Below are 23253 nucleotides of genomic sequence, written 5' to 3' on the forward strand. Positions count from 1 at the left end.
GTACAGCGAAAAAGCGTTTTAATACAGCCAAAATGCGATTAAATTGCATTTTTACTAACCTAGCATATTTTCAAAAGCACTAAAGACTTAAAAATGTCCCCTTGATTTGAATCTACTCCTTATTTGTGTCAGCTAAATAAAATTTAACACTCGAATAAGGTTAATAAATGTACCTGAATAATTAATAACAATTTACCCCACTAACGACAAACTGTTATACATGAAATGTCATTTTATCAGGGAGATAGCATGAAAATTTTCAAATTCAGTATTTTGCTTGCGGTTGCTTCTGGAGCCTATTTACTGATGTGGCCAGTTCCCGTGGAACCAAAAGCCTGGCAAGCTCCAAAAGCACAGGGTTATACAGGCCCTTATGCCCAGAATAAAAAATTAGCCAATTTGGACACCTTATCATTACATGGGCAACAAGGTCCTGAAGACTTTGCTTTGGCCAGCGACGGAACTATCGCTACAGCCACTCACTCAGGAAATATCTTGCTGTTAAAGCCCGGTGCTGAACGATTCGAACCTTGGCTCAACACAGGCGGACGTCCATTGGGAATAGAATTCGACACACAAGGTAACTTGCTGGTTGCAGATGCAGAAAAAGGTCTATTGGCTATTGATTCCCAGAGCGAAATAACCGTACTAAGCAATGAGGTAAATGGCAGTAAAATAGTTTATGCAGATGATGTGGACGTGGCGCAAAATGGCATGATTTACTTTACAGACGCCACCACTAAATTTTCAACCCAAGAATTTGGTGGAACATTAGCCGCAAGCTTATTGGAAGTGTTAGAGCACGCAGGCAATGGGCGGTTATTAGCTTACGATCCAAAAAGTAAGGCAACAACAGTATTACTCGACGGATTAGTCTTCGCCAATGGCGTAGCAGTTAGTCATGATCAACAATCAGTTTTGGTCAATGAAACCGGTAGTTACCGAGTACTGCGGTATTGGTTAAGTGGCCCAAAAGCCACGCAGATAGATATTTTGATCGATAACTTACCAGGTTTTCCCGACAATATTGCCCAGTCTCCTACCGGTGGTTATTGGCTCGGGTTTGCGTCTCCTCGTTCAAAAAGCTTAGATGCGTTAGCTGATTCGCCCTTCCTACGAAAAGTTATGCAGCGCTTACCTGCGTTTATGCGTCCAGGAACCAAAGACTATGGCCATGTCATTAAAATCGATGAAAACGGTCAAGTCATTATGGATTTACAAGACGCAAGCGGCGCATACCCGTTCACCACTGGTGTACTTGAAACGAATGATGCCTTGTATATTAGTAGTTTAACCGCTGATAACGTAGGCCGAAAGAAACTAACGTTACAGTAAGCCTTAGCCCAGCTTAAGACGTAATTGATGGATCACCATAAGTCACCCGTTCAATACTTTCCGCTCTTGTTTTTTTGTAGATACGTTGGATTTTCCCCCAAGCGACATTTACCATCAATACTTTCTTTATTCTTTGCCCTGCATCATCAACCTCAACCTGTAAAAATTTCTTAGCTCTATAAAAACGCCCCATATTTTCACCTCTAATAGGGGACTTATTTTCATTTTCATCACTCCTCTGCCCTTTATTTTCGTCGTTTGGCGAACATTTTAAGCCAAAGAAGCATATCTGGCACGTCCCTAGCTACAGCCTAGAAGTAATGAATAGCAAATAACGCTTATAGAGCGCTTCTGGCAAACAATTTTTTCGCTTAAAAATAAAGGAGATATCATGAGTAATTCCCTAGAAAATAAACGGGTAGCCATTTTAGCCACCAACGGATTTGAGCAAAGTGAGCTGTTTTATCCGCTGAACGCTTTAAAAAAGGCTAACATTCATGTCGACATCATCTCGTTAGAGAAAGGCTCAATTAAAGGCTGGGACGAAGACAATTGGGGAGATTCCATTAAGGTCGACCTAACCTTACAAGAAGCTAAAAGTGAAGATTACGATGCCTTGGTACTACCCGGTGGTTTGTTCAATCCGGATACGCTTCGCACCAGTAATGCAGCCATTGCCTTTATTAAAGACTTCTTTAGTGACGAGAAACAAAGACCGGTCGCAGCGGTATGCCACGGACCTTGGTTATTGATAGAAGCGGGAATAGTAAAGGGCCGTAACTTAACATCTTATCCAAGTATTCAAACCGATTTGAAAAATGCTGGAGCCAATTGGCAAGATGCGCAAGTCTTGGTTGATGGGCAAATAATTACCAGCCGAAATCCAGATGATTTACCAGCGTTCAGCGAGCAAATCATCAAAGCGTTAAGCCAATAGACCGCCATTAGCTCAATTCCCACGACGATAACAGACGCAAATATGTGGCTGTTGTCGTCTTGCTCACTTCAATGTATTCATAATCGTTCCCGCAACGCTCTTTTATTTCCATATGGATTGCAAAGCATCTTCTAACAGTAAACCGCCCATTTACCCTATTAGATGTCGAAATTTCTTACATCTGCGTTGACAAAGAATTAAGTCATAGATTTAAGTAACTGAAATGATGTCGTATTTTGGGATTGGCCTAATAAGTGCTGGTCCTCAGTATATGCTGAATGCTGAATATTGCATAGCATACAAAATTCCCATTTTGGGCATTTTAACTTAACTCAATTTATTACGTCTTGATGCCATAAAAACCAAGTAGTTGCTGTCCGAATTGAGATTACCGGAGACTTAACACTATGTTCAAATATGCCAGCGCAGCTCGATTTTTACAGTTAGTCACGCTCATGACAGTGATGGTTATTGCTCCTGCAAAAGCCAGTTTAATTTCTTTTTCCGCCACGATTGATGGGCTTCAGGCCAATGCAGGAAACGGTACCGGCAGCTTAGCAACTGGCACAGCGACTATGTGGCTAGACGATATGACAAATGATTTCTCTTGGACGGTCAGTTGGGTTGATTTAGTTGATGTGACCGCAGCACACTTTCATGGTCCGGCAACCCCCATGCAAAATGCAGGGGTTCAATTAGCTATCGATAGCACCATAAACCCATCCATGGGCAATGCGCTGTTATCGAGTCAGCAAGCAACAGACCTACTGGCTGGAATGTGGTATGTAAATATACACACACCGACCTTTGGCGGAGGCGAAATACGTGGCCAAGTGCTACGGGAGGTTCCAACGCCAAGCATGTTTTCATTATTAATGTTGCCATTGGCAGCGCTAGTATATTTGCGACGCCGTCGTCAATAAGTCAACCATTGTCTATCACGTTACCAAAAGCCACACTTATTTAGTGCGGCTTTTTTGCATTAGACTTAGATTTTTTGCGGCTAGCGGCGTCAGTAGCAGCCACTTTATTATGGGGTTGATTGTCACTAAAACGGGTCAGTCCTTGTTGCGCTTTTTTAGCGTTAGGCGATTGAACTCCCTTGCCTTTGGCGTAGGCTTTATTTGCTGAGCGTTTAGCATGTTCTTTATGATCTCGGCCTTTAAGCTCATTGCGTCCCTCTGCTGGCACGAGGCACTTCGCCCCGCTACCAATTAGATATCCCTTGCCCATTTCGTTTAATGTCTTACGTAATAATGGCCAATTGACCGGATCATGATAACGCAAGAATGCACGATGCAAACGGCGATGAATTTCACCTTTGGGGATCGATACCTCTTCACTCTTATGAGTCACTTTATGGATCGGATTTTTGCCCGTATGATACATAGTGGTGGCATTTGCCATCGGTGACGGATAGAAGTTTTGCACCTGATCTAATTTGAAGTTGCGCTCTTTTAACCATAGCGCAAGATTCAACATATCTTCATCTTCTGTGCCTGGATGGGCAGAGATAAAATACGGGATTAGGTACTGATCTTTACCTGCTTCTTTGGTGTATTTGTCGAACATTTCTTTAAAGCGGTCATAGGTACCCATGCCCGGCTTCATCATTTTATCCAGTGGTGCTTTTTCAGTGTGCTCAGGGGCAATTTTAAGATAACCACCGACATGATGAGTGACGAGTTCACGTACGTAATTCGGATCTTCAATGGCTAAATCGTAACGCACGCCTGATGCAATCAGAACCTTCTTCACTCCTTCGACCTTTCGGGCTTTACGATAGAGTTCTACAGTAGGCGTTTGGTCCGTATCTAGATGCCCACAAATTTCTGGCCACACACAGGATAAACGACGGCACGCCTGTTCAGCCTTAGGACTTTTACAGCGTAACTTATACATATTCGCTGTAGGCCCACCCAAGTCTGAAATAACGCCGGTAAAACCAGGGACTTTGTCGCGAATCTGTTCTATTTCTCGAATAATCGATTCTTCAGAACGGCTTTGTATTACCCGTCCCTCATGCTCAGTGATCGAGCAAAAAGTACAACCACCGAAACAGCCACGCATGATATTCACCGACGTTTTTATCATGTCGTAAGCCGGTATTTTAGCTTTGCCGTAACTAGGGTGCGGTATCCGTGCATAAGGTAAATCGAACACGGCATCCATTTCTTCGGTTTCAAGTGGATAAGCAGGCGGATTAATCCAAATAATTCTATCGCCATGTCGCTGCGCTAAGGCTCGCGCACAACCTGGGTTTGTTTCTTTGTGCAAGATACGAGAAGTATGTGCGTAATGGGTTTTTTCAGCACGCACCACATCGTAGGGCGGCAATAACACATAGGTTTTATCCCAAGGTTTACGTCTTTGCGTTTTCGAGGTAAAAGGCTGCACTACGATAGGCTGAGCTTTTTGCTCTGCGATAGCAGCTTGCTTTTCGGCTTCAGAAGATACTGCGCATTTGTCTTCAATCATTTCATAGGGACTAATGACTGGATCGATTTTTCCTATACTGTCTAAATGCGTTGAATCAACACCTTGCCAACCGGGTAGTGGCTCTTTACGAATAACGGCGGTGCCGCGAATATCTTGCATTTGTTCTATGGTTTCACCCGCAGCAAAGCGATGTGCCATTTCAAGCAATGGTCGTTCAGCGTTGCCAAACATAAGCATATCGGCTTTGGAATCAAACAATACCGAGCGACGCACTTTATCTGACCAATAATCGTAATGGGCGATGCGGCGTAAGCTCGCCTCAATACCACCGATAACGACGGGTTTTTTGTAGGCTTCTTTACAGCGCTGGGTATAAACCGTTACCGCGCGATCAGGGCGTTTCCCCCCTTCATTGTTAGCAGTATAGGCGTCGTCATGGCGCAACTTGCGCTCGGCAGTGTAACGATTAATCATTGAATCCATGTTGCCTGCGGTTACACCAAAAAATAAGTTAGGCTCACCGAGTTGCATAAAGTCATTCTTATTGGTCCAATCTGGCTGGGAAATAATACCCACGCGAAATCCTTGAGACTCAAGCACACGACCAATCACCGCCATACCGAAACTAGGGTGATCAACATATGCATCCCCCGTCACAATAATAATATCGCAGCTATCCCAACCTAAGATGTCCATTTCTTTGCGTGACATGGGTAAAAATGGCGCAGGGCCAAAACACTCAGCCCAGTACTTGGGGTAAGAAAAGAGGCCGCGTTCGGCTTTCATACGCCCTACAGGTTGGCGTTTAACAGGCGATTTGGCGACAGGTTGACTCAGGTTGGACATACAACTCCACAAAAAAATAAAAACATGCTTAAAATTTGACCGCAGGAGTATATACCTAAAGTGCTTTTTAGCCCAGTAAAGTCGTTCGAAAAAGGCAATTAAACACGCGGCTACATTGAGGATGCATGCCCATCAAAATCGATGGGCATTGCTGATAATACTGAACAAAACTAAGAGTTAGTCGGCCTAGGCTGGCTCATTAACACATCGAACACATTACGGGCAGGATACCCGTCTGCAATCATGTCTTGGGAAAGTTGAAATTGACGAATGCCGCTGCGAGTGCCGGGACCTAAAATACCGTCAGCCTTACCCACATCAAAACCTAGCTCGTTCAATTTATCTTGTAGCTGACGCATTTCATCTACCGTGTAGCTAGGCAATTTCGGTAGGGGTTTTGATAGCGTACCTAACCCAACAATGCGATCGGCAAGATGCCCAACGGCAATGCCATAGTATTCAGAGTTATTCCAACGCAAGATCACATTAAAGTTTTTATAAGCTAAAAATGCAGGCCCATCATGACCCGCAGGTATTAACAGCGCACCTTTCATATCGCCAGTGCCAATAGCCTTACCATCGGTACGTGTCACCCCCGCCGTATTCCAAATTGATAAAGGCTTCGGATCATTTTTACCGGCAAGCAGATAATTGAACGACGCAGGTAAGCTAACTTCTCGCCCCCATTTATACCCAGTTTGCCAACCTAAATTTTTCAGGAAGTTTGCTGCCGATGCGAGGGCGTCTTTTTCACTTTCCCATAGATTTATCTGACCATCTTTGTCACCGTCTACCGCATATTTCATGTAAGCAGATGGCATAAATTGAGTATGCCCCATTGCCCCAGCCCATGATCCGACCATTTGCTTGTCATCTAATTTTTCACGGTCAATAAGTAGCAAAGCTTGCATAAGCTCGCTGGAGAAATAGCGACTACGGCGGTTATCGCAAGCCAATGTCACCAATGAATCAATCACTGGACTTTTGCCTTTGTAGGAGCCGAAATTAGTTTCGAGGCCCCAAAACGCCAATAAATATTGTGCGGGTACGCCGTATTCTTTATTCAACTGAGCGAGAAACGCGTGATGCTTAGCCATCATTTGCTGGCCTTTCTCAATACGCCACGTATTTACGCGCTTATCGAAGTAATCAGTGAACGTTTGCACGAATTCTGGCTGATTGCGATCCAGCGAAATAATCTTTTCTTTGTATTTAGCTTGGCCTAATACGTCTTTGGTCACCCGCACTGACACGCCAACCGCCTGTGCTTGGCTTTGTAAGTCAACCACACATTGGGCAAAAAGAGCTCTGGGGCTTAGCGCTTCTGCCACTTCGTCGTTCATTTGCTCTGCCTCTGAGGTCTGCACGGGTGGGTGAACGTTATTAGGCGTTTTGCCTTCATCGTTAGCTTGAGAATAGGCAGGCGCACTCAGACAACCCAACACGGACAAACACATCACTACCGAAAATCTATTTAACACTGTTCGCAACTTACACTCTCACTCATAAAAAAGATTATGTTTAACCATGATATATCACGCTAAACCATTAGCCGAAAATTAACAGATTTGGGATGGGTTTGCCTATACAAATTTGTTATCTATTTAAGCCTGACGCAATATTCAACACGTGCCTACTCGGCCTCTTCAGGTATCCCTGCAACATCACGCCGCCAAACCGATTCAGCCATAATATCCGTGTTCACCTCCACATGGTCAAGCCATGTTTTACCGATGAGATGGTCATATTCATGTAGAAAAATGCGCGCCACAAAACCGTCTAAACGCCGCTTTTGTGTCCCGCCATCACGGCTCTGATATTCAACGTCAACCCAGGTTGCTCGGCGAATGAACCCCCGCAAACCAGGCACTGATAAACACCCCTCCCAGTCTTTTACTGTCTCGCTAGCGCTTTGTATCACTTTTGGATTAATCAATACCAGAGGCGCCATGTCCGGCGCGTCTGGGTAACGCGGACTAGGACGAGACGCAATAATCATCACCGCCCGTTCATCAAAAACTTGTGGTGCGGCAATACCTACCCCATAAGCTTCTTGCATAATGAGCAGCAATTCATCCACAAAGGTTTGAAATTCATCAGAGTGTATTTCGCTGTCCGCTACGAGCTTAGCCGTGGCGCGCAATATTGCTTCCCCTACTTGGGCTATTTTCATCACAGTACATTTCTCATATTCGTTCGATTACCCATTATCAAATACTAGGTGCTAATTGACCAACTGAAGCTCAGCAAACTCACGATAAAGCGCATTACTGGCAATAAGCTCCTGGTGCTTGCCGATAGCAACAATTGTGCCCTGATCCATTACCACGATCCGATCAGCATTGATCACAGTAGATAATCTATGCGCAATAATTAAGGTGGTTTTACCGCGCATAAGTTCATCTAGCGCCAGTTTAATATACTGCTCGTTTGCTGCATCAAGGGAACTGGTCGCTTCATCGAGTAACAAGATGGGACGGTCTGCTAATATCGCTCGCGCAATAGAAATACGCTGCTTCTGTCCCCCAGATAAGCGCACACCTCGTTCACCTAGATAGGTTTGATAACCATCTGGCAACAAGGCAATAAATTCATCGGCTCTGGCCGCTTTTGCTGCAGCTTGCACATCTTCATCACTGGCGTCAGGACGTCCGTAGCGAATGTTATCCGCTACGCTAGAGGCGAAAATGACCGACTCCTGTGGCACAAGGGCAAACTGCCGACGCAGTATATCGAGATCGATTTGGGTGATGTCTACCCCTTCTAACGTAATCTGCCCCGCTTGAATGTCATAAAAACGCAGCAACAATTGAAACAAACTCGACTTGCCGGCACCGCTTGGGCCCACCAACGCAATTCGTTCACCCGCTTCAACGGCCAAGCTAATTTGTTGTAACGCTGGAACCCCCTCCCCCGTTGGATAGGTAAAATCCACCTCACAAAGGGTAAGATTACCAGCGACATAAGATGGCAATAGCTCAGGTTTTATAGGCTGTAACACGGTACTGCTGGTATTCAGCAGCTCCATTAAACGCTCACTGGCCCCCGCCGCCTTTTGAATTTCACCAATCACTTCACTGATGGTCGCCACCGCGCCCCCCGCCATCACAGCATAAAACATAAACGCAGTTAATTCCCCCGCGCTTAAGCTACTATTTAATACCTGCTGCGCGCCTAGCCAAGCTACAATGGTAATGGCCGTAATACTGATACCCATAATACAAGACACCAATAACGCGCGAAAACGAATTCTACTTTTCGCTGCGTTCATCACATCTTCCACCCGCCCTTGGAACATACTTTTGTCTAGGTGCTCATGTGAATAGGCTTGAACGGTATGAATTTCATGTAACGACTCATCAACATACGCCCCTAAATCAGCAACTCTATCTTGGCTAGTGCGGGCGTAATAACGCACTTTGGCCCCAAAGATACGAATAGGCAGCAACACAATGGGCACGGCTATTAACACATACAAGGTCAACATTGGGCTGGTAAATAACATCAGTAACAAGGCGCCAATAAAGGTAATACTTGCCCGCAACGCCATCGAAAGGCCCATGCCCACCACCGACTGTAATACGGTAGTGTCACTGGTAAATCGTGAGATGACTTCACCGGTGCGGGTTTTTTCATAAAAAGCAGGAGGTAACGTCAGTAAATGGGCATATACCGACTGGCGTATATCCGCGCTAACCCTTTCCCCCAGCCATATCATAAGGTAAAAACGAAAGTATGCGGCCACACTGCCAAGCAGTGCGATAGCCATCACTAGCAGCATCATTTGGTTAAGTTTATCGGCATTATTCGCCACGAAGCCTTCATCAACGACAATTTTTACCCCTTGGCCGAGCAATAACCAAGAGCCTGAGCCAACAATAAGCGCGGCAACCGCACAAATCACTTTAGCTTTATAGGGAGCAAGCTGGCCAAATAACCAACGCATTAAGGTGAGGGTTTTTACAGTTTTCACAGGCATCCTAATAATCTCAAGGAGAAAAATAACCGCTAATCAGTTGATTACTTAATATTTATATTTTCACAAAAATAACTACAGACTATCTTGGGGCAAGTCTAGCTGATTTAAATGACACCTTAATATAATGTTAAGTTGTGCCCTTTAGGATGCGCCTACATTTAAATAACGCCTCATTCCAATAGGGTGTTTAACAATACGGTCATCCAGCAGAATGAAAATTCAAAACCGGCAGATTTTATCAGCATGAGTTTTATTCAACAGATAACAGGACGAGTGAAAACTTGGCAACTTAGTCCTCAACTGGCCATAATACTCAGCACATTTTTTGTCACTATCTCGGGCAACAGCACTTTTTTTAGTCACGTGGAAGCGGTATACCCCTGGCCTGAAAATGCGCTATTTATCAGTTCAGTCGCCATGATGCTCTGGGCATTAACCAGCATAGTGTGCATTGTATTAAATTGGATGATGCCGGTGAAACTGGCTATTTCGATCCTACTGTTAACAAGTGCAGTATGCAGTTATTTCACCGATGGTTTTGGGGTCATATTTGATCTAGAAATGATCCGTAACATGTTTGCTACCAATTCAGCTGAAGCAACAGACTTATTCAACATCGGCATGTTAGGCCACGTTACGCTATTTGGTGTGCTACCCAGTATATTTTTTAACGCCATCAGCATAAAAAAACAAACAAACCTAAAGGATTTTAAACGCCGCTCTGTTTTTACCGGCGTTACCTTGCTGAGCAGCGTTGCGATTATCGTCGCTAATATATTTGCTTTTAGCGGCCAGTACGCCAGCTTCTTTCGTGAACATAAACCTATTCGTTACTACAGCAACCCTGTTCAACCCATGTATTCATTTGTCGCATTGGCCTTACAGAATTTGCGCGCAGTTTCGGCCACTGAATTTGTATTCGAAACAAGCCGAGCCGCTATCCCTGACACAGACTTACACCGTGAGTTAGTGATAGTCGTTGTGGGGGAAACAGCCCGAGCCGATCATTTTTCACTAAACGGCTATGCCCGTGAAACCAATCCACTACTGGCGAAAGAGAAAGACTTAGTGTCATTTAGCCAAATCAGTAGCTGCGGTACATCAACAGCTATATCGGTGCCATGTATGTTCTCAATAATCGGCCGAGACGGCTTTGATGTAGGCAACAGTAACACCACTGAAAATGTTCTCGACATCGTTGCCAAAGCGGATATTAACGTACTGTGGCGTGATAACAACTCTGATTCGAAAGGCGTCGCCGACCGCATACCTTACGTCAGTTTCAAAAATCAGGATACCAACCCAGTGTGTGACGATGAGTGTCGTGATGAAGGCATGCTCTATGGACTACAGGAATACATCGACGCCCAAGAACAAGACATTCTGATTGTGCTGCATCAAATGGGTAGTCATGGCCCAGCATACAGCAAGCGTTACCCGTCAGAGTTTGAAACGTTCACCCCAGCGTGCCAAACCAGCGAATTATCAATGTGTAGTAATCAAGAAATCATTAACGCCTACGACAATACTATTTTGTATACAGACTACTTTTTATCCAAAGTAATAGGCTTTTTAAAAAACAATACACCCAGATACGAAACGTCGATGATCTATGTGAGCGATCACGGCGAGTCATTAGGAGAAAACAACGTTTATCTGCATGGCATGCCATATATGTTTGCCCCTGAAGCACAAACGCATGTGCCTTTGATTGTATGGGCCGGTGAGACTTCCGATGTAGACATCCCTAGGACGCGTGCCCTGAAAGATGTGCCCAATTCTCATGACGCGCTGGCTCAGGCTATTTTACAAAGTATGGAAGTGGAATCAGACGTAGCGTTGACCCCGTCGCCGCCACTGCTAGCCATGAAACCAGAAGATTAGAATTCACGGCATTAGGAGGTGAAATACCGGTATAAACCAGACAGTCCGCAGAGTAATCAAGGACCTTTAAACGGTCCCCTGCTAAAATGATGTTTGGTTCGCCAAAATCCGCCTTAGCAGATTGGCTTAGTGATTTGCAGTGAACCGAAAATTCAACATCTCGTTAGCCGGTATGGGTTGACTAAAATAATACCCTTGTATTAAGTCGCACCCGAGTTCACCCAATAGCGTGAGTTGTTCATGGGTTTCAACGCCTTCAGCCACCACCAGTAAATCCAAACTGTGGGCCATGGCTATGGTTGCTTTTACCAGGTCAAAATCTTCCTTTTCCAAGGTTATCCCGTTAATAAAACTTCGGTCTATTTTTAATATATCAAACGAATATTGGCGTAAATAACTGAGTGATGAATATCCTGTTCCAAAATCATCCATTGATAATTTGACTCCCAGCTTATGGATTTCATCTAACGCATCATCAATATAAGAGTTACCGATCATTAAAATCCCTTCGGTAATTTCAAATTCTAAGCTATCAGGTTTAATACCTTCTTCACTAAGGGATTTTTTGATAAAACTAATGAGTTCTTTATCCCTAAATTGTCGCGGAGATAGATTAACCGCCATGGTGTAATTTCGTTGATGAACGTTTCGCCACTCATTTAAGAATTTGAGGGCCTGCTCAACAACATACTTGCCAATAGGCACAATTAATCCGGTATGTTCCGCGATAGGAATAAACTCATCTGGCGTCACATTACCTAAGGTTGGATTGCGCCAGCGAAGTAAGGCTTCGGCACCAATAACTCGTCCATTTTTGACATCAATTTTGGGCTGATAATAGACTTCAAATTCGTTATTTTCTAACGCATGACTCATCTGCCCCTCTATTTCAAAACGGCGTAACATAATATCGTTCATTTTTTTGGTAAAAAATGAATAGGTATTGCGTCCTAGTAATTTTGATTGATACATTGCGGCATCGGCATTACGTAGCAAATCAGAGGTACTATTACCGTTTTCAGGATAGGTAACTATGCCGATACTTAAGGTCAGAATGAGCTCTTTGCCATCAATTTGAAAAGGTTCACGAAATATTTTAAGTAAATGTTCAGCAATTTCAATTGCGTCACGATCATTTACCAACGCGCGTAGCAACACAATAAATTCATCACCACCTAAACGACCGACAGTGTCTGCTTTGCGTAATGCGAGTGTTAATCTATTGGAGGCTTCTATCAGTAGTTTATCGCCCACTTCATGGCCTAATGAATCATTTACCTTTTTAAAATCGTCTAAATCTAAAAATAACAACGCGACTTTTTCGCGATTTCTTTTCGCTTCCTCAATCATTTGCGTTAAACGGTCGAGGGATAAAAAACGATTGGGTAATAAGGTTAAGCTATCAAAATATGCATGTTGCCGTATTTTTTCCGCAGCTTTATGTTGTTCAGTAATATCTCGAACAATGATTACGACTTGCTTAAACGCTTTTAAGTGGCTAAGTCTTGCTTCAAAGTAACTCACGCCATTGGGCATAGTTAACTCATACTCAAAACTCGCCCCTCCCCCGTGAGACATTGCTTTCGTATTGTAAACTTTAAACTTTCTAGCAACCTTATCAGGAAATAAGTCTTTTATCGTTTTACCAATAAATTCCTTTGGTGCAGCGTAGAGATCTTTGTTATCGCCCGCGTGATAATCAATGATAGTGCCATCTTCTTCAATTAAGAAAAACCTATCAGGAGTCGCTTCAAACACAGCTTCAAGCATATTTTCTTTAAATTTCGCTTGAGCTTGAGCTTGTCTTACCTCTGCCAAGTTAATATCAATACAATACATTTCGTGTTTGTTATATTCATTGGTAAACAATACATGACTTGAAAAGACGCTTACATCATCACCACTTTTATTGCACAACGTGATTTCAGCTGCAGGAATTTTGATACCCTGTTCGAGCCAATCTTTGTGCGCAGAGACGACAAATTGACGCATATGCTCAGGGAAAATGATGTCTTCTAGTTTTTTGCCTAAGGCCTCTTTTTCGGTGTAACCGTAAAGTAATTCGCTACCCAAATTCCAATAAATAACCCTGCGCTCTTCATCGTATCCTTGCACAGAAAGAACATCCACCGCATCAAATAATTGGTAAACAGCATCTTTTATGGCTTTTTCAGGGATTAACATATCGCTAAATTAACTGCCTATTGATTTGACGGAATAAACAATGTTCTATCTCGCTACATAAATTAATAATCTATATTGCGTCTTAAAACAAGAATTTGATAACAAAAATGCTTAATAATAATACTGAAAGGATAAACGCTATATATGATCTACGCAATGCGCAACAGACTGATTTAGAACTGTAATCTAGAAGAAATAGGAGGTCAATAAATTAACCACTAGATTTATCGAGATGTCCATGTGTTTAATTATGTATTAACAACAAAACACCTGTTAAAGCGCAATTTCTATACATTAAAGGGCCATTTAGGAGATAGTAATCCAATATGCATCACCGTTAGGCTGCGATTTGAACTCTGTGACCTTCAATTGAATGCTCTAGCGCGCTTAAAGCATATATCGCCAAAGCGCTTCTCCCCAGACCAACAAGGCGATAACCATAGCGATAAAGACCCCAGACGAGCCCATATCTTTGGCACGGCCAATAAGAGGATGGTGCTCAAGGGATACACTGTCGGCCAGCGCTTCCAATGCAGAGTTAATCATTTCTGCGAATAACAAAAATAGCAAACTGATGATTAAGGCTAGCCAATGAAATGCGGATTGCTTAAGTATCAATGAGCATGGCAATAATAGCGCACACAATACAAGTTCTTGCCTAAATGCCGATTCGAATAACCACGCCGCTTTAAAACCTTGAAAAGAACACTGCGTGGCTTTAGCAATCCGGCGCCAGCCAGTACCGTTTAATTTATTTGATGAAATATGCATATATGCCTAATGATGAAGAGGATAAATTAACAGAATGTATCAGTGATTAATGTCTATTTGGGCGGGTTCACCACGGGTGAAATAGCCCCAATAAAGTAACGCACACACACCCCAGCAAATAAGTGCACTAGCAATATCATGAGATAAAAAATGTGCCCCACGTAATTGCTGATCGACGCCAAATATCGCCCCAAGGAACGCTCCTGGCAAAAACCATAGATTGTAGGATGACGATTGGGGGGATTTACACCGCCAAACCTTAGCGGCAAAATACAGACTAAAAAAAGCATAACCGCCTGAGGCATGACCCGCAGGAAAACAATGTCCTGTGACTAAATTGCTAGCAAATATATCGTACAAATAGACTGGCGGCCTATCCCCACCGAATCCCTGTATATCCCAAGGGCAAGGCAGCGTTGTGAAGCCTTTTAAAAACGACACGATCCCAATAGCACTTAACGTCGCCACGCACACATAGGCACCAACCTTGCGTTGCCATGGTTGCCATAAAGCGCGCCAATAGCTAACAATCGTCAGGCTTAAGAGTGATAGCATCACAATGATCACCAAATAGCGCCCGCCTTTATGGGCAACTGCGTCTAACCACCAATTATTTTTCGACTGCCAATTATCGGTATAAATGTACAGTTTTGTCGCTAACCATTCATCAATACCACTCAGTTGAAAAGTCACCATAAGCAGCAAGCCTAGGCCGAAGAAGAAGAAAAAAAATAAAAATGAGCGCGTCAAAATACCAGCCCTAAGGATGAAACAACGACCGCCAGTTTATATGGCAATTATTAACACAGACTTAGGAAGAAGACTTAAGGTCGCGATTTAATGGGGACTGAAGACACCTTTGGATCTGAATTCAACATGGCTAGCACTAAAACGAAAAAGCATAAGACTAGGTTGAAAAGTGGGATCTGCAAAACTGGCGGCATAAGATAAATAAGCAAAACCGCAGGGATCCAAACCAACCAATTAGTAACTATTGTGGTCGGCAAATAGAGTAAAAGTAAGCGGCTATCTAGGGTCTGCAAAAAATCTTTAAAACTAAATTGCGCATCTTTAAACTGATAACTTAAGGTCAAAAGTGGACACGTCAGTAAAGCACTAAATACAAACTGATCAAATGCGGTTTTCTTTATAAGGGTGGCAATGTCAGTATCATTACCAAATAGGACAATTTGTAAGCCATAGAAGGTATCCACCAGCCAGCCCATCATTGCCCACAGGCAGCAATAGAACACCAGCTGACTTTTAGGTTTAAAGCTAATCTGCCCCGTGCTCAATAAATATAAATAAGGTAATAGCCCACCAAAAAAAGCCGTCGAAACCACCGCATAGCTGGCGCCATGTTGTGCTTTTAAATGACCAAAAAAATTAAACACCGGCAGACTTGCTGGCCAATAAAAGTAGCTTAATCCAATCCCTAAAGCGATAACTTGCAAACATATCGCGGGAATGAAATTTACTTTTAAAGCGCGCCGGATATTAGCGAAAAGTAGCGATTTATTCATAATTAGCAAGGCTTGAGTCAGTAAAAAAGAGTTGAGATAAAATAAGGTCGTAATCAGCGAAGATTAGCTAAAGCGATGGTCACCTTATCAGTTTCTTGATGGTGTACTGGTTCCTGTTGCTATTCAATCACAATAGCGAATTCCATAACTCTTGTGAGGGTAAACGCAAGAACGAAATGACCAAGAGTGTCACACATTTATTGTGTGTCACTCTTTACCATGCGCCATTATTTATCATCACGTAATCGAGAATGAGCAAAGGAATGCGAGCAGTTATACATTACCTTGCCAGTGCTAACGACGTTTGCGCCTGCATAAAGTCATTTATTTTAACATGCTCAGGGCTCCAGCCTTGCAGGAAACGATTAAAATCAGCCCAAGCTAACGGTACCAACTTTCGCCATTCTTGTTCTAGTTCATATACCCAAACCGTATTATCAGGCACTGAATCCGTGATAGCCTGATTATTAACATTATCCCCACTGGTTTTCGCAACATTACCGTGAAGTAACACGCTTTTTAGCTGTGCGAAATAGTAGTCAATATACGCATCATGTTTTGCCCTCAACTCCCCATCAGGTAAACAACTGCCCAAAAAATACATCACGTCTTTAATACCCGCGCCTCGACCAACATATTGAAAATCCACTGCCGCCACGCGACCATCGTCACTAAAACAAAAATTAGCTAACTTGGCGTCACCGTGTAAAAGCGTTTTAAAACGCGCACTATTTAACGCCCTATCTATTTGTTCAGCGCTATCTTTCAATGGACCGTCTGGCATCGCATTGTATTCAGCTTGGCGGGTCGCTAAATACCAATAACAACCTACAGGCCACAATTCAGGCGTAGTGATGTGTAAAAAACGGCCATGAAAATGCGCTAACCAGTTCAGCACTATGTTAACTTGCTGGTCACTTGCAGTGTTAAAGGTAAAGCTAAAACCACTGGATGTTAAGTCTTCCATCAGCAATGTTTGCTGCTCAGTATGAACCGAGTCTTTAATTAGGGTGATATAATCAGGCACGTAACACTTGTCATAACAAAAGGCAGCATAATGCTGATAAAAATCTGCCTCGGTTCGATATGAATCAACTTTACGCTGATGTCCCACATCACTGTGCCAGCCCCTGGGATGATTCACCTCAGATGGCGGTTTAATATGTTTAACAATGATATTTTTATCGCGTTTAGGGCTGTAATAACGAGCAATCTCACCATAATTACTCCACAACTTTTGCAACGTTTGTACTTTATACAGCTGGGGATCATCGCAGTAGCGCTGAATCTGTTGCAAGACTAGTGTGTTCATATTCCTCCTATACTTTTTTGCGCTCTGTTCAAATCTATTGTTCAAGCATAACAAATGCTATAGAACTGAAAAAGGGGCGAATAACGCCCCTGGTAATTGACTAATCAAGATAATTTACTGGGTAAAACGAATTCTTACTGACCCCATATTTCGCTGACGAATTGAGGATAATCAATAAAGGGATTACGGTTACCTTGATGGGAATAAGCAGCCTCATTACGGTCCAACTCTTTTTGGCTTACGGGGTCTTGTTGATGCCAGTTTTTCAACAAATTCAGCGTCCAGTTTTCAAAGACGTGATCGCTACTTCCATCTAAGACCGCGTTAGACGACGTGCTATTACCTTGCCAGCCACCAACCACATTTTGGTAACGGGTAGCCATATAAAAATAGGCCCGCGCGATATCCCCTTTAAATTCATCAATGGGTTCAAACACTGTGCCAGTAAAGCCAATCCCAACATTGGCACTGCCTAAACGAGAACCGTTAGTCGACGTAAAGGTTGCGCTGCCCACCACCCCAAAGGGGTAACTACCGCGTTTAGAGTTTACATAACCGTCCGTAGCAAAAATATGATGCACATCAGAATTCATCGGCTCAACTGCCCCACCAAACCAGCTCCTAGGAAACGAATGCTCACGGTTATAGCAGTTACCTTCCCCTGAGTAATTACCACACTGATCACTTACCGCAGTATAAGTATAGCTTTCAGTGCCACTAGGGTTCTCTGAGTAAATATCTAAAATTGAGCCATCATTTTCATAATATTGGTCTCGCCCATTCGCGTTGTAAAACGTCCACAGCGCACCATAACCTTGGCTAGCATGACCTTTGATAATGTTATACAAGGAGGATTTCAGGCTATAACCTGTTAACCCTTGGGCAGTGGCGTAATAAGTGCTTAGGTCGCCACTTCCCCCACTATTACCGCCACCACCTGAGGATGTACCTAAGGTAAAACTTGAAGACTCACTGCTAACAAAGTCGCTACCACTGGCCAGCGTAACCCCGTTAAAAAAAAGGCTGTATTGGCCCATGCCTACGCTACAACATATACCATCTCCATAGGTATCATCGATGGTAAATACATAACTTGCGTCATCCAAACATAGTGGCTCACTATAGCTAGTATTGTTGGCGTAGCCGCTACCGGAAGCCAACACCACAGATTGACTGTTAGTGATTTGCCAACTCGTTTCACTGGCATAATTGTCGGTGACCAGCTCGAAGCTTCCGCTGTTAGTATTGCAGGCACTAGGGTCAGAGCCGTTATCACTATTGGGTTCAAAATCGTCCACGTATACGGTTTCTGAACCATCGAAACCTGATCCATCATAAAAACGCAAACCCACTTCAATGCTGCCACTGGCACTAGGTGTATAGCTGTAGCTCAGTTGCTGCCATTGATTGACCAAACTTGCGGTGGAGTAATCTCGGTAACCATTCACATATAAACGCGCTTTTACACCGCCTTCAGTGTGGCGAACCCAAACACTGGCTGAATAAGGTTGCCCGGCGACAACATTCACGCTTTGCCTAAAATCGGTAGAACCCTGAGAGCCTGTATTTACGCTAATCGCCGCCGAACTATTACCACTTTTCACCTCACTGGCAGATTGAGTAATACGGATCCCCGAGTCTATGGTTGTCCAACTTGCAGGTGCACCAGCGGTCCAATTTTCGAAGCTTCCATTTTCAACGTTTGCATACGCAGTGTGGCTAGCAAACAGCGTGGCACATAATATTAAGGCTACTTTTTTCATATTGCTCTCGTCTTATGTTTATCGTTCTATTGAGGTGAATTTGGCCATCAAAGTCTGCCTGAGATTGATGATATTTCAGTGACAACTGTGAATTCCAGGTAATTTTTTTACCATACAATAGACCATTTGGTCAATTTTTGCTCAGTGAGGGCAAAGGGGACCTTGTATGGGTTTGAAAAATATTGAAGGGTATTGCTGGAAATAGATGGAAACTGGAGCAGGTCATTGTCGATGATAGAATATCCACGTCTGAGGCCCAGTAGCTGTATCCCTCGTCGGCGCCCGTTGCCTAGATAGTTATCTGTTATGCCTAGTAGCACCTTGCAAGATAACGTCTGAACAAAGTACTACGCTGCACAAATACCAAGGTTGATTTCGCTATATTCGCTGCAAACTGGCACAATAACCGGCTTGGCTAAAAAGACGTGCCGACAAAAATTAGACACATTTCCCACAGGACCAGAGCATCATGACCATTTATCAAGGCAACATTCGTAAAATGCAGGTTTCCACTGACTCAGAGCATCTTGCGCAATATCAGCTACCCATTGGCGAACAACATATCGATATGAATGCACTGCTTGGCAAAGAGATTAAAGTCAGCTTCGACAATTTGATCAATTGCATTCATTGCCAAACAAAAACGAAGAAGAGCTTCAACCAAGGTTACTGCTACCGTTGCTTAACCAAACTGGCCCAGTGTGATAGCTGTATTATCAAACCTGAGCTTTGCCACTATGACGCTGGTACCTGCCGAGAACCTAGTTGGGGTGAGGCCAATTGCCTTTCCGATCATTATGTTTATTTGGCCAACACGGGCACCATCAAGGTGGGCATCACCCGCCATGTTAATGAACCCGTTTCCAGTCGCTGGATTGATCAAGGTGCCACCCAAGCAATGGCGATTATGCGTGTGCAAAATCGCTTAACCAGTGGCTTGGTTGAAACCGCCATGAAAGAATTTATTGCCGATAAAACCAACTGGCGCACGATGCTGAAAAGTCAGCCCGACACCTCAGATTTACAGCAATTAAAAGAAGATCTCATTACCAAAATTGAAGATCAATTAGATGAGATAACCGATGAATATGGCTTTCAGGCTATTGACATACTTGACCTGCCAGCAGTGAACATACACTACCCAGTTGAGCAATATCCTGAAAAAGTAAAATCGATTAATTTAGATAAAGAACTAACATTCAGTGGCGTATTACAAGGGTTGAAAGGCCAATACTGGATGCTTGATGGGGATCGCGTTATTAATATGCGCAAATATGCTGGTTACCACTTACGTATTGAAACAGCCGAATAAGCTAAATAAGCCAACTGCCACCCAAATACCTTGTGTAAAAGATAAAAAAATCGGGGTACAGCATATGCTGCCCCCGATAATGTTTTTATATTGCTCTGTTATGTCAGCACACTTGCGTGACCAACTGGCAGCCTAACAAGACCGCCAAAGACCAACCTTTAGAATGTTACAGCAACCTTACCGTAAACAAATCGGCCCGAGAAACCAAACGGCGAGAACCCAGAGTATGGGAACAAGCGTGAAAATGTGCCCACTTCATCGACCAATTCACGGGTAGTGTCAGGATAAACGTCAAACAAGTTGTTGGCGCCTAATGTTAGGGTCAGATTTTCTGTCACGTCGTAACCTACGTCTAAGTCTGTCACCCATTTTCTTGGCAACACTTCGTTAGTCGCCGGGTCGCTTGATGGCTCTTGAGTTTCACCGTATTGCGTTGTACGCAATGTGGCGTGCCACTCGTCCATGCTCCATACCGCGCTTAAGTTAAGCTTGGTTTTAGGTGAACCCACTTCAAAACGACGCAGCTCTACATCATCAAACAAGTTGCCTTGGTCAAAGCCCGCCCCAGCGAGTACCGCAGGTGGGTCAATAACATCAGTTACTTCGTTTTTGTTATAGTTAAAGCCAGCATTAAGGGCAATGTCACCCCAGTTTTGAATGTCTGTGTTATAGGAAGCCACTACATCCACACCAGAGGTTTCACTGTCAATCGCATTCAAGAAGAAACGCGCACGGTTAGCACCGGTGCCAGCAAGTAATGCTTCAATGCCTTCACCCGATAGGTTGTTAGATAACACAATACGATCATCAATTTTGATGTTGTAATAGTCTACTGACAAACTGAAGTTTGAATCAGGTGACCAAGTAATACCCGCACCATAGTTAACCGCTTCTTCTGCATCTAGACCCGGAGAGCCAAGTGCTTGAGCAACATTACTACTAGGCGCAAACGTACCTGTTTCAGTGGGTTCGCCATCTACGAACACGGTTGCGATCGACGTAAAATATTGTTGTTGTAAAGACGGCGCTCTAAAGCCTGTAGACACCGACGCACGAAGGGCAATATCTTCGGACACAGTATAACGAGTAGCAAACTTACCATTAACGGTTGAGCCAAAATCAGAATAGTCTTCGTAACGTGCTGCCACTGTTACATTCCAGTTTTCGGTAATATAGGCTTCTAAATCCACATACAAACTGATGTTGTGACGGCTATTGCTGCCCGCCGATTCAGGGGTAAAGCCAGGGAATACCTGAGAGCCAGCAGACCCACCAAACTCACCTTGAATATAAGATGCTTCTTCACCTGCTTGTATCTCGTAACCTTCACGGCGATATTCAGCACCCACTGCCACGTTCAACCCACTGTCTAAGCCTGCAACATCGACTTCACGGCTAAGATCAATGTTTAAGGTAAGTTGGTCGTAAATTAGCGTACCGGCATCAAATACCGTTTGGCTAGTTGGCCCAAGTGACGTATTTAAGCTGTCTTTAACGCCAAATTGAAATTCATCTTCGCCATACACCGCAGATGCGTCATAGTTCCAATCACTCATTACACCTTTTACGCCAGTGGCAAATGAGTAATCGTTTATATCAGAGGTAATAATCGGCAAGAAGCCATCTGGGTATATCGCCTCAATATTTCGGCTATCGCTGGCACGACGATAGAAACCACCGCCTTCACCTTCACGGGTACTGTACGAGCCGAACGAATACAATTCAGCATTTGGGTTTAGCTCAAGGCCCGCGTTAAAGAACACGGCTACATCTTGTACATCACCATTACCAAAGTTGTGGTTGTAGCGATCCCAGGTTAGCTCGCGAGGGTCAAGCTCACCGTCGATACGTGCATAGTTTTCACGATTATCATAGTCAGAACGGTTGCTTGCACTTCGGTCACGAAATTCAGCAGAGATATTTAAAAAGCCATCGTCGCCTAGCTCAAAGCCCATATTGGCACGCATAGTCGCTGTTTGACCGTCGGTTAGTTCGCGATCGCCACCTTCTGTGAACGCTAAATCGCCATTTGCGTCGATGCCCACATCTTTTAAGTCAGGTACACCGTCCATAGTCGTTACGTTAGCACCGTAAGTCACCGACGCAGAACCGCCGCTACTGGCACTTTTGAGTACAATGTTAATTACGCCAGCAATGGCATCAGAACCATACTGAGCGGCAGCACCGTCGCGCAATACTTCAATACGCTCAATCGCATTAGCCGGTATAGCATTTAAATCGACCGCCGATGAACCACGACCCGTTGAACCATTAAGGTTAAGCAATGCATTAGAATGACGTCGTTTGCCGTTGACCAGTACCAAGGTATGATCCGGCGCCAAACCACGCAGCTGAGCTGGGCGTACATGATCAGTACCATCGGTTAATGACGGCTGAGGAAAGTTGAAACTGGGCAGCAAACTGCCCAAAATCATATTGGTTTCGGTTTGCCCGGTGGTGCTTAACGATTCGGCGCCAATAATATCGATAGGCACGGGACTATCCTCAACGGTACGGCCTAAACGACGAGAACCGATAACGCTGATTTTTTCGAGTTCATCTGCAGCTTCCACTGTTTGCTCTTGGGCGTAGGCATTTGCCCCGCTTAAAATTGCCGATGAAGCACTCATCATAAGCGCGACTTTTAACCACTGATCTTTGGCTTTAAAGGTATGTGTTTTCTTCATGTGTTGTATGTCCCAGAATCAATATGAAATGTTCAACACTGCGTCGTCTTCTGTTACTGCTTTCTGTCCGGTCAGAAGAACGATTTATTATTATTATAACAGTTGTTGGGTATGTGGTTGCCCAGTTAATATGAGCTGTAAACACTATTAACACGAAAATCCTTCGCCGGCGCAGTTACACATATTTAGTTACAAATTTTGCGCCTAAAAGCTTAAAAACAAACCAGTTAAATCAATAGGTTAACCCCTTCGAAAAGCAATTAGTTATCGGTTAAAGAAAG

General features: G+C 43.8%; 17 protein-coding genes. 5 read left to right on the top strand and 12 right to left on the bottom strand.

Annotation, left to right across the window (positions count from 1 at the left end; genetic code table 11):
* Window positions 1–249: 249 nt before the first annotated feature.
* Window positions 250–1335 (top strand): SMP-30/gluconolactonase/LRE family protein, encoded by a 1086-nt coding sequence (locus tag GQR89_RS16685; RefSeq protein WP_158771089.1) that lies wholly within the window; start codon window positions 250–252, stop codon window positions 1333–1335.
* Between the two features lie 13 nt (window positions 1336–1348).
* Here GQR89_RS16685 and GQR89_RS16690 read toward each other — a convergent pair whose 3' ends face one another.
* A complete protein-coding gene (locus tag GQR89_RS16690) occupies window positions 1349–1528 on the bottom strand; it encodes a hypothetical protein (protein WP_158771090.1) in 180 nt (59 codons plus the stop codon).
* Window positions 1529–1726: 198 nt separating this feature from the next.
* On the opposite strand from GQR89_RS16690, the gene GQR89_RS16695 reads away from it, so the two are divergent.
* Together GQR89_RS16695 and GQR89_RS16700 are read left to right on the top strand one after the other, a co-directional pair.
* The gene (locus tag GQR89_RS16695) at window positions 1727–2272 is read left to right on the top strand and encodes a type 1 glutamine amidotransferase domain-containing protein (protein ID WP_158771091.1); all 546 of its coding nucleotides are present in this window, start codon (window positions 1727–1729) and stop codon (window positions 2270–2272) included.
* A gap of 407 nt (window positions 2273–2679) precedes the next feature.
* Window positions 2680–3195, top strand: coding sequence for a CHRD domain-containing protein (locus GQR89_RS16700; RefSeq protein ID WP_233269006.1), 516 nt, complete (start codon window positions 2680–2682; stop codon window positions 3193–3195).
* Between the two features lie 40 nt (window positions 3196–3235).
* On the opposite strand, the gene GQR89_RS16705 is transcribed toward GQR89_RS16700, so the two are convergent.
* From GQR89_RS16705 to GQR89_RS16720, 4 genes are all read right to left on the bottom strand, one after another.
* The gene (locus GQR89_RS16705; protein ID WP_158771092.1) at window positions 3236–5557 is read right to left on the bottom strand and encodes a YgiQ family radical SAM protein; all 2322 of its coding nucleotides are present in this window, start codon (window positions 5555–5557) and stop codon (window positions 3236–3238) included.
* Between the two features lie 170 nt (window positions 5558–5727).
* Window positions 5728–7038, bottom strand: coding sequence for a lytic murein transglycosylase (locus GQR89_RS16710; protein WP_370460955.1), 1311 nt, complete (start codon window positions 7036–7038; stop codon window positions 5728–5730).
* A 152-nt stretch (window positions 7039–7190) separates the two neighbouring features.
* A complete protein-coding gene (locus tag GQR89_RS16715) occupies window positions 7191–7730 on the bottom strand; it encodes a peptide deformylase (protein ID WP_158771094.1) in 540 nt (179 codons plus the stop codon).
* A gap of 51 nt (window positions 7731–7781) precedes the next feature.
* The gene (locus tag GQR89_RS16720; RefSeq protein WP_158771095.1) at window positions 7782–9530 is read right to left on the bottom strand and encodes an ABC transporter transmembrane domain-containing protein; all 1749 of its coding nucleotides are present in this window, start codon (window positions 9528–9530) and stop codon (window positions 7782–7784) included.
* A gap of 249 nt (window positions 9531–9779) precedes the next feature.
* On the opposite strand from GQR89_RS16720, the gene GQR89_RS16725 reads away from it, so the two are divergent.
* A complete protein-coding gene (locus tag GQR89_RS16725) occupies window positions 9780–11420 on the top strand; it encodes a phosphoethanolamine transferase (RefSeq protein ID WP_158771096.1) in 1641 nt (546 codons plus the stop codon).
* A 126-nt stretch (window positions 11421–11546) separates the two neighbouring features.
* Here GQR89_RS16725 and GQR89_RS16730 read toward each other — a convergent pair whose 3' ends face one another.
* The 6 genes from GQR89_RS16730 to GQR89_RS16755 all read right to left on the bottom strand — a co-directional run bounded on the left by GQR89_RS16730 (window position 11547) and on the right by GQR89_RS16755 (window position 18973).
* Entirely contained in the window at window positions 11547–13604 is a 2058-nt protein-coding gene (locus GQR89_RS16730; protein WP_158771097.1) for a bifunctional diguanylate cyclase/phosphodiesterase, read from the bottom strand.
* A gap of 387 nt (window positions 13605–13991) precedes the next feature.
* On the bottom strand, window positions 13992–14375 hold the full coding sequence (locus GQR89_RS16735; protein WP_158771098.1) for a diacylglycerol kinase: 384 nt from the start codon (window positions 14373–14375) through the stop codon (window positions 13992–13994).
* A 39-nt stretch (window positions 14376–14414) separates the two neighbouring features.
* Entirely contained in the window at window positions 14415–15125 is a 711-nt protein-coding gene (locus GQR89_RS16740) for a phosphatase PAP2 family protein (RefSeq protein WP_158771099.1), read from the bottom strand.
* Between the two features lie 74 nt (window positions 15126–15199).
* Window positions 15200–15898, bottom strand: coding sequence for a hypothetical protein (locus tag GQR89_RS16745; protein ID WP_158771100.1), 699 nt, complete (start codon window positions 15896–15898; stop codon window positions 15200–15202).
* A 280-nt stretch (window positions 15899–16178) separates the two neighbouring features.
* The gene (locus GQR89_RS16750) at window positions 16179–17210 is read right to left on the bottom strand and encodes an aminoglycoside phosphotransferase family protein (RefSeq protein WP_158771101.1); all 1032 of its coding nucleotides are present in this window, start codon (window positions 17208–17210) and stop codon (window positions 16179–16181) included.
* Between the two features lie 134 nt (window positions 17211–17344).
* Complete coding sequence (locus tag GQR89_RS16755; protein ID WP_158771102.1) at window positions 17345–18973, bottom strand: endonuclease; 1629 nt, start codon at window positions 18971–18973, stop codon at window positions 17345–17347.
* Window positions 18974–19442: 469 nt separating this feature from the next.
* On the opposite strand from GQR89_RS16755, the gene GQR89_RS16760 reads away from it, so the two are divergent.
* On the top strand, window positions 19443–20285 hold the full coding sequence (locus GQR89_RS16760; protein WP_158771103.1) for a DUF2797 domain-containing protein: 843 nt from the start codon (window positions 19443–19445) through the stop codon (window positions 20283–20285).
* 158 nt (window positions 20286–20443) lie between these two features.
* Here GQR89_RS16760 and GQR89_RS16765 read toward each other — a convergent pair whose 3' ends face one another.
* Window positions 20444–22972, bottom strand: a complete 2529-nt coding sequence (locus GQR89_RS16765) for a TonB-dependent siderophore receptor (protein ID WP_158771104.1) — start codon at window positions 22970–22972, stop codon at window positions 20444–20446.
* Between the last annotated feature and the right edge of the window lie 281 nt (window positions 22973–23253).

It is taken from the genome of Paraglaciecola sp. L1A13 (genome assembly GCF_009796745.1).
Classification (GTDB): domain Bacteria; phylum Pseudomonadota; class Gammaproteobacteria; order Enterobacterales; family Alteromonadaceae; genus Paraglaciecola.

Excerpts from the sequence above, each read along its gene's own strand:
- GQR89_RS16715 (WP_158771094.1), bottom strand. The coding sequence starts at position 7,730 with ATGAAAATAGCCCAAGTAGGGGAAGCAATATTGCGCGCCACGGCTAAG.
- GQR89_RS16755 (WP_158771102.1), bottom strand. The coding sequence starts at position 18,973 with ATGAAAAAAGTAGCCTTAATATTATGTGCCACGCTGTTTGCTAGCCAC.
- GQR89_RS16750 (WP_158771101.1), bottom strand. The coding sequence starts at position 17,210 with ATGAACACACTAGTCTTGCAACAGATTCAGCGCTACTGCGATGATCCC.
- GQR89_RS16730 (WP_158771097.1), bottom strand. The coding sequence starts at position 13,604 with ATGTTAATCCCTGAAAAAGCCATAAAAGATGCTGTTTACCAATTATTT.
- GQR89_RS16765 (WP_158771104.1), bottom strand. The coding sequence starts at position 22,972 with ATGAAGAAAACACATACCTTTAAAGCCAAAGATCAGTGGTTAAAAGTC.
- GQR89_RS16695 (WP_158771091.1), top strand. The coding sequence starts at position 1,727 with ATGAGTAATTCCCTAGAAAATAAACGGGTAGCCATTTTAGCCACCAAC.
- GQR89_RS16760 (WP_158771103.1), top strand. The coding sequence starts at position 19,443 with ATGACCATTTATCAAGGCAACATTCGTAAAATGCAGGTTTCCACTGAC.
- GQR89_RS16725 (WP_158771096.1), top strand. The coding sequence starts at position 9,780 with ATGAGTTTTATTCAACAGATAACAGGACGAGTGAAAACTTGGCAACTT.
- GQR89_RS16745 (WP_158771100.1), bottom strand. The coding sequence starts at position 15,898 with ATGAATAAATCGCTACTTTTCGCTAATATCCGGCGCGCTTTAAAAGTA.
- GQR89_RS16700 (WP_233269006.1), top strand. The coding sequence starts at position 2,680 with ATGTTCAAATATGCCAGCGCAGCTCGATTTTTACAGTTAGTCACGCTC.
- GQR89_RS16685 (WP_158771089.1), top strand. The coding sequence starts at position 250 with ATGAAAATTTTCAAATTCAGTATTTTGCTTGCGGTTGCTTCTGGAGCC.
- GQR89_RS16705 (WP_158771092.1), bottom strand. The coding sequence starts at position 5,557 with ATGTCCAACCTGAGTCAACCTGTCGCCAAATCGCCTGTTAAACGCCAA.
- GQR89_RS16690 (WP_158771090.1), bottom strand. The coding sequence starts at position 1,528 with ATGGGGCGTTTTTATAGAGCTAAGAAATTTTTACAGGTTGAGGTTGAT.
- GQR89_RS16735 (WP_158771098.1), bottom strand. The coding sequence starts at position 14,375 with ATGCATATTTCATCAAATAAATTAAACGGTACTGGCTGGCGCCGGATT.